This window comes from Acidovorax sp. GBBC 1281 (assembly GCF_028473645.1).
Lineage (GTDB): Bacteria > Pseudomonadota > Gammaproteobacteria > Burkholderiales > Burkholderiaceae_C > Paracidovorax.
The window spans coordinates 2,874,058-2,886,147 of sequence record NZ_CP097269.1 but is presented as its reverse complement, the minus strand read 5'-3'; the positions used below and the strand labels follow the sequence as shown (position 1 = coordinate 2,886,147).

Here is a 12,090-nt window from a genome sequence, read left to right as displayed (position 1 = left end):
TCAATGGGCGATGGACTGGCGGGCAAAGGGATCGGGAGCAACGCGGCCCAATGCCCGAGCATCGGAGGCCTCCTTGTGGGAGCGTGCCACAGGGATCGCCTGCGGGACCCTCAATCGCGGCGGGATGACTGCCGCCAAGCTGGCAGGCATGGCCTCCAGATACAAGGCGTCCTCCAGCGACCCGCCACGCCGCTTGGGGATGCGCACTTCCAGCTGCCAGCCAGGAGCGAGCGACACTGCGACCCGCAGCGGAGCGGGCGAGGCATCATTCAAAGCGGTGATGGGGCGAAGCAGAAACACCGGGGCGTCGCAGGACTGGGCGTGGATCTGCAGGCGCCGGATCTGCTCTGGCCGGGCTTGAGGCAACCATGCCAATACGGCACCGGCAGGGTCGGACTTGACGAGTTGCTCAGTGATCCAGAGGCGGTCTACCGGGGCGCTGGCATGAATCCATACCACCTGGTCCGGCGTCAGTCCGAGTTGGATCAGGCCGCCTACGTGCGGCTGCTTCGGGGGCGCGATCAGGTAAACACGTCCGCCAGAATCGAGGAACGATGGGACCGATGGACCCAGCAGACGCCACTCGCACAGGGCCGCTTGGGGCAGGAGCAACTCGGTCAGGGTATGGGTAGGCCAGCCACCGCCAGGAAGCAAGGAGTCAAGGGCCGCAAATCCTGTAGAAACTGTGCGAGATGACGAACTACCGACTTCCGCACCGCGCCACACCGCCTCGGCCACGTGCCGGGGGAGTGCATCTAAGCCAAAGGCACCAGATGGATGAGCAGGAACTGGCATGGTCAAATTGCCGGATAAGAATCACAAATACTGCATGAAAGCACAGTATATGGATTCGACTCGTATGCCGATGGTCCAAGCTCACCTCGTCACCCACGGGGGCGTGGAACTCGCTCAAAATGGTCAACACAGTGACAGCACAACAAGGGGTCTGATGAGCGGAAAATTCATGGGGCGCGATGCGGTGATCAGCACGATCAAAAGTGCTGAGCGAACCAACGCGATGCAAAAGCGCAGCGGTACGAATCACCCTGTACGCGCAGTGGTTTGCGGATGCTCCGATCCGCATTGCGGGGCGTTTCATCGACTCGTGAAGGATCGGACACTCCCTACGCGTGAAGAAGCCGATGCGATCCTTAAAACGATCAAACTGGAGAGGCGAAGTGCCCGTGGTCCGGACGGCGTAGATTAAATACGCTGGAAAGCCGTTCTAACTGTTGAAGGCTCAAAAGTTAGAGGTCGCGAACGTTGGCTAGGGCGAGTCAGCCGAGTGGACTGATGAAAACGCCAAGCAGCGCAACCAGGGCAGGGAAGGGCGCCCCCCCTCTGAGGTAGCTACATCGTCAGTCGCGGACCAAGAAGTTCGTAGCGAACTGGCGTCCATCCAGCCCCGTTTGGGTGCGACGGCGAGCCTGTACCACCCGTGCAACGCCCACCAGACCGAAGTCATCCAGACCAACAGCGCTCTCGCGTTGTGGCCGTGCACGATCATGCGCCTGCTCCAGCGCATCGAGCTGCGCGTTGGACAGGGGCTTGAGCAAGTGCTTGACGGCGTTGTAATTCATGGTGAGACCTCAATTCCATTGTCCTGCAAGTAGCGATCAAGAGCAACCCAGGACGCCGAGCCGCTGACAAGGTCAAATCGCAAACGACAAGAGGGAGCCTCTCACAACCCCATGTTTGACGAATCCGAATAGGGAGGAGTGGGCGCCAGTAGCCGTTTGAGCGTGATGAGGCCCAGCAACGGTCTGCGCCTGGGTGCATGAGGGGCCTTGCAGGCCCGGTGGCTCAGGCTTTCACCGTTTGCAGGCGCACTTGTGCCTTGCCAGTGGCGGGCTTGAAGAAAGCATCCACGCCCCGATGCAGGAACCAGGCCAGTCGCTTCATGTTGTAGCAGGCGGCCATCATCGTCATCCCCACCGTGGCGCGCGCCTGTCCGATGGTGCGCACGAACTTGCCCCCCAGGTGGCGGATACCGGCGAACACGTGCTCCACCTTGGCTCGTTTCTTTGCGATGCGCTGGTTGCGCCCCTTCTGGCATTCGCTCTGTGGTCGGCCCGCCTGCGCACGGCGCTGCATCGCATCCACGAATCCCAGCACTTTCAGCATCTGGCACCTTTGGCGGCTCGGGTAGGCTTTGTCCGCATGCACTGCCCGCCCGGTGTTGTGCATGTCCAGCACCTCATCGAAGTGGTGCCCGTCGTGCTCGCTGGCCGTGCCCGTGGCGAGGCGGCGGATGAAGCCGTGCTTGAGGTCCACGCTCACGCTGAGCTTGTAGCCGAAGTGGCTTTTGCCGTGCTTCTTCGTGTGCGTGGCCTCCACATCCTTTTGCCTGCGTCGCGCTTGGCTCCAGTCCGGCTGCCCGCCTTGTGCCAGCGTTCGCCGCTCCTGCTGGCCGATGTGCTGTCGGGGCGCGGGCACCAGCGTGGCATCAATGGCCTGCCCGCCCCGGGCGATGTAGCCGTGGCGCTGCAGTTGGGCATCCACCCCCTGGAACAAGGCCGTTGCCCCGCCCACGCCAAGGCGCTCGCCAAAGCGCCAGATCGTGTTGCGGTCCGGCACGTTCATCGCATCCTGCAACAGGCAAAACCGCTGGTAGCTCCCCCGGTCCAGCAACTGATACTCCATCTGCTCATCGGACAGGTTGTACAGCCGCTTCAACACCAGGATGCGCACCATCACCTCGGTGGGGTAGGCGGGCCGACCGCCCCGGCGGCCACCCCCGCGTTCGATCAAGGCATCCACCAGCCGGGCCAGTTCTGCGAAGTCGATGTGCCGCGCGATCACCTGCAGCGGATCGCCCACCTCATCTCTCTTGTGTTGGCGCGAGGCCTCAGCGAACAGGTCGAACTTCAGGGCGCTACGGGGAGTGATCATGGCAAAGGATGGAGCACGCATTCTCGATCAACAAGGGACCGGATGGGTTTTGAGAGGTTCCCAATAGTCTCCATACGTCGCCCACTTAGATTTGCCGTCGACAGATTTCAATACGTCCGAGACCATTTCGCATGGGTGGAGATCAGCCTTTCGATTGGCCGGTATCGGACCATCAAAGCCCATCTGAGGCCAGACAACGTATCCGTTCAAATAATCGAGCGGGTTGTCGGGATTCAACGTGGATGCATTGCCTGCGGCATTGACTTCTACAAACGCAAACTGCCCCGTAAGCTGTGCCTCACGCAGGCTTTGTTGCACAAACCGAATCGAGCGCGTTATGACCCCAGCCCCAGGCGCACTCATGCCACAGCCGCCACCGCGACGGTTTCAGGCCGTCCAAGCTGGCTGAACCGGTTCAGCAGCGCAACTCGGACATGCAGCTCAACCACCTGACGCTCAAACGTTCGTGCCATGACCCGCTCGCCCAAGCGCTTGAAGCAGTGCATCTTGGTCTCCACCAGGCTGCGCCGGTGGTAGCCGCTCCAGCTCTTCCAGATACGCCAGCCCAGGCGCCTGCAGGCCCGTACGGCTTCGTTACGGCTGGCTGACCCGGGACTGGCCCGTTTCCAGAAACTGGCGTTCTTGCGTGGCGGGATCACGGCCTGTGCACCTCGTCTGGCAATGGTGTCCAGACAGGCCCGCGTGTCATAAGCTCCGTCAGCACTGACACTGACACTGGCGATGGGCTCATCGACCTCAATTTGCGCCAGCAACTGCGGCAGCATGGGCGCATCTCCAATGGCGTTGCTGGTGACCTCGATGGCCCGGATCTCCAGTGTCTGAGCATCGATGCCCAAATGAACCTTACGCCATTCGCGCCGGTATTCGGCCCCGTGCCTTTTGCGCTTGCATTCACCTTCTCCCAGGAACTTAATGCCTGTGCTGTCCACCAGCAGGTGCAGCGGTGAGCTCCTCGGCTGGTAGTTCAGTTGGACTTGCAGATCCTTTTGGCGCCGACAGACCGTGCTGAAGTCAGGGACCGGCCAGTTCACCCCAGCCAGCTTGAGCAGGCTTTGGACCATGCCAAGCGCTTGGCGAAGGGGCTGACCAAACAGGCACTTGATGCTCAGACAGAACTGGATCGCGGCATCCGAGAACGTTTGGTTGCGACCGCGTTTGCCTTTGGGCTCAGCCAGCCACTGCATCCCCCTATCCAGCCACATCGTCAGCGATCCACGGGCCTTCAATGCCGCGTTGTACTGTGCCCAGTTTGTCGTGCGGTAGCGGGTCCGCATCTTCTTGCCTTCACTCATCTGGTCAGACTACCAGCGAGCTGCATCGCTTTGTGCAACAAAGCCGATGTCCCGGGAGAAATCCACCGGGAAATCCGGCACCGGGTTGTACGAACGCATGTCGGCGTAGTAGCCCGACTCCGTGCGAAACAGCTGGCTGCCGATCCAGTCCACGTCCGTGGGGCCGTACTCCTTGTTGTCCACCGCCACGAGGCTTTGCCCTGTCGGCGAAAGGGCGCCGCTGGCGGCCGCCAAGTAGCGGCTTCGGGCCGGGATGAAGCACTCGCTGTAGAAGCGCTGGATGGCGTTGAGCACGCGCGGGTCCTGGATGGTCGCGTTGCGTGCCATGTCCTCGACCATGCGGATCTGCCGGTCGCCCGATCGAATGCCGGCGCGCACGGCGCGCTTGATGCCCGAGGAGATGGCCATGGTGGAGAACCACCAGGCCGGCATCTGGGAGAGGTTGCCCGCCGTGCTCATGGTGCCGTCCGACGCATCCTTCATCGCCGCGTCGTAGCCCGAGCCCGTGCCGCCGTTGCGCAAGACCAGGGTGGGGTTGGGCTCCTGGGGCGTTGCGCTCGGCATGTAGCTCAGGTTGACGGAGCTGAGCGACGTGATGGGCGTCGTGGCGAAGCACAGCGACATTACGAACAGTGCGACGATGATCTTCGTGCCCACGCTCTCCAGGAGGGGCAGCACGCCGGCGCTCTCCAAGCCCTGCTCCTTGGCCTCGCGCCAAGCGTTAAAGAGGATGACTGCGAAGGGCACGATGATCAGGCCGGTGCCGGTGATCACCTCGCCGATGATGTTGGCGAAGGCCCACCCGTACATGGTGGTGAAGATTTCGAGGTAGCTGTCGAGCTGCATGGTGGTGGCGAAAGGTGAGTTCGGATCAGTGCAATCTGCAGTGCGTGTCGACCAGCTGGCCGGGCTCGGCGAGCGAGTCTTCGAGCGTCGGCTCCTGCAGCGTGGCCAGGAGGGCGGCGGGCAGGGCCGCGCGACCGGGCTCCTGCAGGGCATTGACGAGTTGCACGAGCAGGCGGTGGACGTGACGCAGCCTCACCGCACGAGAGCAAACACAGGGCAGGGGCTTGGTTCCGCTCAATTGGATCGAGGCTGGTTTGAGGTGGATCTTCGACATCGACTTCATCTGGTTTGGTTTATCGAATCTCACTGCTCCATTTGGAGCAGTGAGATCGAGCAAGGTCTGGAGGCCTGTCATGCCTGCATCCAGCGCAGCAAGTTGTTGGGCCCGATCGGGATCAGCAGCAGGTAGACGATCAAGAACGCCATCACCTTCCACCGCAGGGCGATGACCTGTGCATGCTCCTGTGGCCGCACGATGCCGCGGCGCGCACCCCAGGCCACGATGGCCTGCCACCAGATGCCGATGCCGGCAACGACCATGCACTGCACCAGCGCACCGTAGTGCCGAATCCCGCTCGCCCAGATCTGGAACGTGGCCAGGGTCTCTGGCTGCACCTGCAGGTGCGACAGCAGCGCGACCAGGACGAACCCCATCGCGCTGGCGCTGGCCAGCCAGGCCAGGCCGATGAACGCCAGGCGCAGCAGCCGCCGGCGCCGGGATGACCCCGGACGCTCGGTCTCTGCTCCACCCACTGGCTCTCCCGTTTCGGTTTCACGAGGCTGCGTGCTCATGGCGTCACCTTTACGCGGCCGTTCTCCATCGGCTGGGGATCGGCTGCCCGCCCATCGGGCACGCGCATCGAGCGCGAATCGGCCTGGAACTGGCTGCCCATGATGGCCAGGGCCGTGTCGGAGGTCAGCTCCTTGCGAATCCGGGCCTCGAACATCAGGTCGTTGATGAATTGCGTCAGGCGGTCGATCTGCGACTGCGTGTCCCGCATGGCGTCGCCCGCGGCCGTCACCTCGGGCAGGCTCAGGCCCGTGAGCAGCACGGCACGTGCTACCAGCGCCTTGTCGATCACCCGGTGCATCGCCAACTCCTGGCCGAGCCGGGTCACGGCGATGCCGCGTGTGTCGGGAGGCAGCTTGCGCAGCGCGTCCAGCAGCTGCGGGCTGATGGCCATGCCGGGCGCGGCGATCGTGTTCAGATCGGCGTAGGGACTGCCCGAGGGGGCGCCCGCCATGGCCTGCAGCTTCGGCAGCACCTGGTCCACCTCCGCTTCGTACTTCGGGCCCAGGCCGGACGCCGTGGTCACCGCCGTCGCGACCGGGCAGTCCGCGCTTTGTGAGCAGGTATAGACGCGCTTGTCGCCCAGCACCTCGGTGGTGAACCGGGCCAGGTCGTCCGGCGATGCGAAGGCCTGCACTAGGCGCGTGGACTTGTCGGTCGAGCCGGTATAGCTGGTGCTGGAGGAGGTCGTGACGGACTTGTTCAGCGTGGCGTTGTAGCCCGCCACCGAGAGATCGCGGATGGGGCGAAGGGGAAGCGAGTTGATGCCGCCGGCCTTCTGGCCGAACACCCAGTTCACGCCCGTGCGCTGCGCCTCCTCGTTCTTGTTGATGTCGATCTTGGCCTGCACGATGTCGCCGGACGTATTGGCCTTGACCTTCCAGGCATCGCCCTTGGCCATCTTGATCCAGTCCTCGTAGGGATTCTGGCCGGCGCGGATCATCGCCTCGGTTTCCTCACAGGTCTTGAGGGAGGAGGCGACCAGCAGATCCGCCTTCTGGCTGTAGTTCTGGAAGAGCTGGTACAGGCCCGGCTGGGCACGCTGCAGGACGTACAGCGGCAGCGAGGCGATCCCCGCCTGCACGGCATTGGTCACCTGCTGACCCAGCCGCGAGATGTTGTTCATGATGTTGCCCCAGGACATGCCCACATCGAACTTTCCGCAGGAGTAGTTCAGGCGCAGATTGGCCTGCAGGCCCAGGGCCTGGGAGGTCTGCCCGCGGTTGTTGGCCGCACCGCCCGGCGTGCCGCCGCCCATGCGGTAGTACAGGGTGGAGTTGGAAACCGGCTGTGCATGCAAGGCCGATGTTGTGCCCATGCTGGCCAGGGCAAGCGCCGCGGCCAGCGCGTGAGGGCGCCATGGGGATTTCGAGATCGAGATGAATCGCATGAGAGTGCTGAAAAATGTGCGGAGGGCGTGCAAGCGATGGATCAGGGAACCGAGAACAGGTAGATGCCGCGTCGCTGGCAGCAGTCGTACTTGTTCCAGAGGTTCCAGACGTAGCCGTTGACGGCGCTGGTGCGGCCATCACCGAAGGACAGCAGGGACAGGGAGTCGTTCTCGCCGAACCGCACGCAACTGGGGGTGGTGCGGGGATAGACCATCGACCAGCGGGTGTCGGAGTCCTCGATGGATGAGAAATACTTGAAGTTGCCGCTGGTCTCCAGGCGCTTGTAGATGTGGGGTTGGGCGCGCTTCTTGATGATGCTGGCCACGCGCTCGGCCAGTACGGCCGAGGCCTTGACCGGGTGCTGCTGGACCACCTCGCCCGTGCGCGGGTAGATGCTGCCCCAGGTACTGGTGATCCCCGAGTGGCTCACCTCGTTGCGGGTGGGCACCCAGGAGGATGCGTACAGCATCTCCACCGGCAGGATGCCGCGCCAGAACAGCGCATCGAGTTCCGACTGGTAGTGCAGTCCGAACGCGGAGGCGCCGCCTGGGCAAAAAAGACCGCCCGGCCCCAGGTCCATGCTGCCGCCGGCAAGCGATGCGATCGACACGACCTGCTGCAGCGGCCCCAGGTCGATGCCCGCCAGCGCCGCGGCATCCATGCCCAGGGTAGCCAGACCACTGCTGGAGCCCAGGAAGCTGCCGACGTTGCCGGCCGCGGACTGCAGCTGCGACAGGCGCCCGGGCAGGCTCGTGATCTTGCCGATGATGTCCATGGGGGCCTTGGCAAGATTCGCCGCACCCTGCAGGACCGAATTGGCCGCATCCATGGGCACGGACATCCATTCGCGCTGGATGTTGGGCAGTTCTTCGGTGGGGAACTCCATCAACTCCGAGATCCCTGGGATGCCGAACACGGAGGGCACGTTCGGCAGCGTCCCGGTGGAGAGCGTGCTCGCCACCATGCCCACGGGGTTGCCGATGGCGTCCGCCCCCTTGAAGGTGGTGATCTCGGTGTCGTCCCGCGCGGTATCGGCCGCGGAATCCAGCGGCATGCCGGCCATCGCCGAGCCGACGCCCGCCATGGCGGTGGCGATCGGCTTGCCCACCTCCAGCCAGGGGTGCATCAGCGGATCGTTGTAGGTGCTCACGATCGCATCGGGCAGGTAGTGGCTCATGCGGATCGAGTAGAGGACCGTACAGCCCTTGATGTTGCAGCGCAGGAAGAAGCACATGCCCTTGACCTGGTAGGACAGGCAACTGGGGAAGGATTGCAAGGTGGCGGTCAGGATCGCCACGGTGTTGGTGGTCTGCGCCAAGGCCGTGCTGGGCGCCATGGCGAAGGAACCGGACAGGACCAGTGCAACGGCGGCGGATCGCAGCGCTGCCAAGGGGCCCCTTGCGTTGCCCATTGATCGGCGAAAAGGTGATGGCCTATTTATTGCACGCCCCTCGATCCAGAGGCCGACACAGAGGATGCCCGGGCGCGCTGGAACGCGGCCAGCGCGGCATTCACGTCCGTCATCCCGAACACCACGGTCTGGCGGTTCACGACGATGGCCGGCAGCCGGTCGATGCGATAGTGCATCGCCAGGGTGATGCCATTGGCCGCGTTGGCGACCACGGGCTGCACCTGCCGGCGGATGCGCGCTTCGTTCGCAACGAGCCACGCGCGGGCATCGGCCTCGTTTTGCGGCAATCCCTGGTTGATGGACTGCTGAACGCTGGACATGGCGTCCAGGCGGTAGATGTCGAGCTTGAATCGGTCCGAACGCTGGGGCGTGACGAACATGGCCGAGTTGGCGAACACCTCCACTTGCGTGATGCCCCGGTACAGGTCATCGCCCAGGATGACCTGAGCTTGGGCAAGGGAGGCCGTCATGAACGCCGGCAATGCCAGTGCCCATGGCCGGAGTTTCGAGCAGATCCGATGCACGGCGCTCATCCGCGTGCCCGCGCGAGTTCCTCGGCCACAAGCATGGCCGCCTCCAGTTCGGTGCAGCCGTGCTGGTCCATGAGACGGCGCCGGTGCGCCTTCTCGTGGCCCTCGGTCATGGCGAGGGCGATCGGCAGCGCAGGCGGCACGTTGCGAAACAGCATCTGGCCGAGCGCCGAGATGATGACGCCCTCGGTGTACTTGGGCGGCTCCTTGCGGGCGGACTCCATCAGATGGCGCTGCTCGGGCGTGAGGCTCCGAAACCGCGCGACCTCGGCGATCTCCGATCGGTCCATGGTGAGCAGCATCCAGTATTCGCACATGGACAGCACCCGCTCCATCGAGTCCGGGAAATCCTGCAAATTCTGCGTCGCCAGCCAGAACCAGATGTTCAGCTTGCGCCACATCTTGGTGCCCTTGGCGATCTTCGGGCCCAGCAACTCGTTGGTGGTGATCAAGTGGCCTTCGTCGGTCAGGAAGACGATGGGGCGGCCCTCGGCCTGCGTGCGCTCGCCGCGCGACTGCACCGAGTCGATGAGGCTGGTGTAGGCCACCGCCAGGGCGTCGCCGTAGCCATCCTGCGTGAGCGTTCCCATCTCGATGAGGGTCACGTCCGCGTCCGGCCAGTCCTGTCCCTCGCGATTGAAGAGCTTGCCGCGCAGCGCCTGCGTGAAGGTCATCATGGACTGGCCCATTTCCTCCGCGCGCATCTGGCGCGGGCCGGAAAGCGTCTCGTCGCGGTGCATGCCCATGAGTTCGATGGCCACGTCCTGGGTCAGCGGGTGCGTGCGGCCTTCCCTTTTGCAGCGCACGGACGCGCGGATGATCGCCCGCGAGACGAGGTAGCGGTCGGCGCGGCCCATGCGGGCCACCTCCTGCTCCTCGCCGCCGGTGATCATCATGATGGCGGCAATCAGCATCTCCCCCAGCAGATCGCGCCGCTCCGTCCCGTCGTCATCCTGGTCTTCGTCGGGCGAGGCCTCGGCCTGCTTGCCCGCCTGCGCGCCGACCGGACTCTCGTGCGCTTCACCGATCAGAATGTCGATGCCCTCGTCGTCCGGCACGCCGGCGTTGACCCGGGCCTGCTGCTCGGCGGCGTTGTAGGAGGACATGACATCGGGATCGTCCAGCAGCCGCAGGGCATGCACGAAGGGCGGCAGCGATACGTCCGCTTCGCTCGTGAGCGTGACATGGTGGGTGGACAGGCCCATGCCCTTGAAGTACGCGAGCAGCAGCTCGAAGGAGCGGCCCGCGTCCACGATCACAAGGCGAGGCTTGTGGATGGCCATGGTCATCATGGCCAGGTAGTTCAGCGTGGCCGACTTGCCCGCGCCCGTAGGGCCCAGCACGAGCATGTGCGCGTTCTTCTTCCTGTCCCGCCGGTTCAGCGGATCGAGCCAGAGCGGTTCGCCGCCGCGGTTCCAGAACCACATGCCCGGGTGGGGAGTCCCGCGCGCCCGTCCATACACGGGCAGCAGCGCGGCGGCGTGGGAGGCGAAGGTCAGGCGTGAGCGGCGCAGTGAACGGTTGTCGAATGCCGGATCGAAGTTGAAGGGCAGCCCACGCATGAAGGTGTCCAGGGGCACCAGGTCGTGCCTGGAATCGATGAACCGCAGGCCTGAGGGCACGAGCAGCGCATTGACCTGGGAGATCTGCTGCTCCAGGTCGGCGGTGTCGTGTCCGCTCACGTAGAGCGTCATCATCATGGGGTAGAGCTTGTCCCCTTGCACCATCCGGGCAAGGACATGCTCGCACTCGCGGTGCGTTTCCATGGCCGCGGCGGACTTGGCGCGGGAGGCGTCCCGGATGCGCTCGATGTGGCGCTCCAACTGGTGCTGCGGCTGCACGGTGAGGGAGATGGAGAGCATGGCGCCGGCGGGCAGGCGGTCCAGGCGTGCGAAGCTCTCCTTGCCGCTTTGCAACTCGGCCGAGAAGTGGCCGGTTTGCGGCTGACTGCGCATGCTCTGCAAGGCCAGGGCCTTGACGGGCATACCGTCGAACTCGAAGGTGCCGGCGGCGAGGTCGGATCTGGGGGGCGATAGATTGAGCAGGTCCGACAGGTCGCAGCCGAACAGGGGCGCCTCTCCTGCCTGCGCGCTGTCGTCGCCGGGGTAGGGCGCCTGGCGCATCAGGTCGGTGGGCGTGCTGGCCCAGGGCACGGCCCGGTTGAAGAAAGGCAGGAGCCACTCGTAGAGGTCGCGGCCGGTGCAGCGGCGCGCGGCCACGCCGGCCTCGCCGAAGGTGGACATGAGGGTGATGGCCACCGACTCGATCTGCGCGGTGGGCGGCGCCGGGTCGTCGGCCAGGCCCGCGAAGCGCTTGTAGATGCAGCAGCGCACGCGCCGCATCTGGCCGCGCCAGACCTGGCCCGTCACCAGGGTGTCGGTGAACAGGCCTTGCGGGCGGGATACCAGATCCAGGTGCCGGGACATCTCCGACAGGACCGACTGGGTGAAGCGCGAATCCAGGATGGCGCGGCAGCGCTCGGGGTAGTCCTTGTGCTGCTCGGCGATGTAGTCACGCAGCACCCCCGTCAGAGGGCCGAGATTGCGGTCGTCGCTGGCGAAGAACTGGACGATCCAGGGGGAGGCGTCCGACTCGGGGAGCGCCTGCAGGGCTTCCTGCACCTTGAGAGCATGTTCGGCGAGCACGTGCGCGGCCTGCGCCTCGGTGGGGATGGCGGACAGCTCGAACATCGCGCCGAGGGTGGCGCCGTCCTTGAGCACGAACACCTTGTCCTCGCTCTCGTAGGCGACATAGGGCAGCATGTCGGTGAAGGAGGGCGGGCGCAGGGCCATGCGCCGGCGCTGCGCGACGGTCTGGCCATTGGAGGAGGATGAGGAGGTGGTGGTCGCGGCTGCGCCCTCGGCAGGGGAGCCGGGCGCGCGCTTGGGTCGGATCAGATCGAGGAGCATGGATCGGA

Annotated in this window: 12 protein-coding genes; 1 reads left to right on the top strand and 11 read right to left on the bottom strand. The window is 64.7% G+C overall.

The features are described from left to right. Positions 1-795, bottom strand: a complete 795-nt coding sequence (imuA, locus tag M5C96_RS13410; RefSeq protein ID WP_272563680.1) for a translesion DNA synthesis-associated protein ImuA — start codon at positions 793-795, stop codon at positions 1-3. On the opposite strand from imuA, the gene M5C96_RS13405 reads away from it, so the two are divergent. Beyond that, on the top strand, positions 794-1,207 hold the full coding sequence (locus M5C96_RS13405; RefSeq protein ID WP_272563679.1) for a hypothetical protein: 414 nt from the start codon (positions 794-796) through the stop codon (positions 1,205-1,207). The genes imuA and M5C96_RS13405 overlap by 2 nt on opposite strands. Positions 1,208-1,358: 151 nt before the next feature. Here M5C96_RS13405 and M5C96_RS13400 read toward each other — a convergent pair whose 3' ends face one another. The 10 genes from M5C96_RS13400 to M5C96_RS13355 all read right to left on the bottom strand — a co-directional run bounded on the left by M5C96_RS13400 (position 1,359) and on the right by M5C96_RS13355 (position 12,082). Next, positions 1,359-1,580 (bottom strand): hypothetical protein, encoded by a 222-nt coding sequence (locus M5C96_RS13400; protein ID WP_272563678.1) that lies wholly within the window; start codon positions 1,578-1,580, stop codon positions 1,359-1,361. 223 nt (positions 1,581-1,803) lie between these two features. Then, positions 1,804-2,889, bottom strand: coding sequence for an IS5 family transposase (locus tag M5C96_RS13395; protein WP_272569564.1), 1,086 nt, complete (start codon positions 2,887-2,889; stop codon positions 1,804-1,806). 362 nt (positions 2,890-3,251) lie between these two features. Next, positions 3,252-4,205 (bottom strand): IS5 family transposase, encoded by a 954-nt coding sequence (locus M5C96_RS13390; RefSeq protein ID WP_272563677.1) that lies wholly within the window; start codon positions 4,203-4,205, stop codon positions 3,252-3,254. Positions 4,206-4,214: 9 nt separating this feature from the next. Continuing rightward, positions 4,215-5,051, bottom strand: coding sequence for a conjugal transfer protein TraG N-terminal domain-containing protein (locus tag M5C96_RS13385; RefSeq protein WP_272563676.1), 837 nt, complete (start codon positions 5,049-5,051; stop codon positions 4,215-4,217). Positions 5,052-5,076: 25 nt separating this feature from the next. After that, complete coding sequence (locus tag M5C96_RS13380) at positions 5,077-5,217, bottom strand: hypothetical protein (protein WP_272563675.1); 141 nt, start codon at positions 5,215-5,217, stop codon at positions 5,077-5,079. 185 nt (positions 5,218-5,402) lie between these two features. Beyond that, positions 5,403-5,843, bottom strand: coding sequence for a hypothetical protein (locus tag M5C96_RS13375; RefSeq protein ID WP_272563674.1), 441 nt, complete (start codon positions 5,841-5,843; stop codon positions 5,403-5,405). Then, the gene (locus M5C96_RS13370; protein WP_272563673.1) at positions 5,840-7,231 is read right to left on the bottom strand and encodes an integrating conjugative element protein; all 1,392 of its coding nucleotides are present in this window, start codon (positions 7,229-7,231) and stop codon (positions 5,840-5,842) included. Before M5C96_RS13370 ends, M5C96_RS13375 begins: the two co-directional genes overlap by 4 nt. A gap of 41 nt (positions 7,232-7,272) precedes the next feature. Then, the gene (locus M5C96_RS13365; protein ID WP_272563672.1) at positions 7,273-8,568 is read right to left on the bottom strand and encodes a TraU family protein; all 1,296 of its coding nucleotides are present in this window, start codon (positions 8,566-8,568) and stop codon (positions 7,273-7,275) included. A gap of 101 nt (positions 8,569-8,669) precedes the next feature. Then, positions 8,670-9,113 carry a TIGR03757 family integrating conjugative element protein gene (locus tag M5C96_RS13360; protein ID WP_272563671.1) on the bottom strand — a complete coding sequence of 148 codons (444 nt, stop codon included), beginning with the start codon at positions 9,111-9,113 and terminating at the stop codon, positions 8,670-8,672. Positions 9,114-9,172: 59 nt separating this feature from the next. Then, positions 9,173-12,082, bottom strand: coding sequence for a conjugative transfer ATPase (locus tag M5C96_RS13355; RefSeq protein WP_272563670.1), 2,910 nt, complete (start codon positions 12,080-12,082; stop codon positions 9,173-9,175). Positions 12,083-12,090 lie beyond the last annotated feature (8 nt).

Excerpts from the sequence above, each read along its gene's own strand:
- M5C96_RS13405 (WP_272563679.1), top strand. The coding sequence starts at position 794 with ATGGTCAAATTGCCGGATAAGAATCACAAATACTGCATGAAAGCACAG.
- imuA (WP_272563680.1), bottom strand. The coding sequence starts at position 795 with ATGCCAGTTCCTGCTCATCCATCTGGTGCCTTTGGCTTAGATGCACTC.
- M5C96_RS13400 (WP_272563678.1), bottom strand. The coding sequence starts at position 1,580 with ATGAATTACAACGCCGTCAAGCACTTGCTCAAGCCCCTGTCCAACGCG.
- M5C96_RS13390 (WP_272563677.1), bottom strand. The coding sequence starts at position 4,205 with ATGAGTGAAGGCAAGAAGATGCGGACCCGCTACCGCACGACAAACTGG.
- M5C96_RS13385 (WP_272563676.1), bottom strand. The coding sequence starts at position 5,051 with ATGCAGCTCGACAGCTACCTCGAAATCTTCACCACCATGTACGGGTGG.
- M5C96_RS13375 (WP_272563674.1), bottom strand. The coding sequence starts at position 5,843 with ATGAGCACGCAGCCTCGTGAAACCGAAACGGGAGAGCCAGTGGGTGGA.
- M5C96_RS13370 (WP_272563673.1), bottom strand. The coding sequence starts at position 7,231 with ATGCGATTCATCTCGATCTCGAAATCCCCATGGCGCCCTCACGCGCTG.
- M5C96_RS13365 (WP_272563672.1), bottom strand. The coding sequence starts at position 8,568 with ATGGCGCCCAGCACGGCCTTGGCGCAGACCACCAACACCGTGGCGATC.
- M5C96_RS13360 (WP_272563671.1), bottom strand. The coding sequence starts at position 9,113 with ATGACGGCCTCCCTTGCCCAAGCTCAGGTCATCCTGGGCGATGACCTG.
- M5C96_RS13355 (WP_272563670.1), bottom strand. The coding sequence starts at position 12,082 with ATGCTCCTCGATCTGATCCGACCCAAGCGCGCGCCCGGCTCCCCTGCC.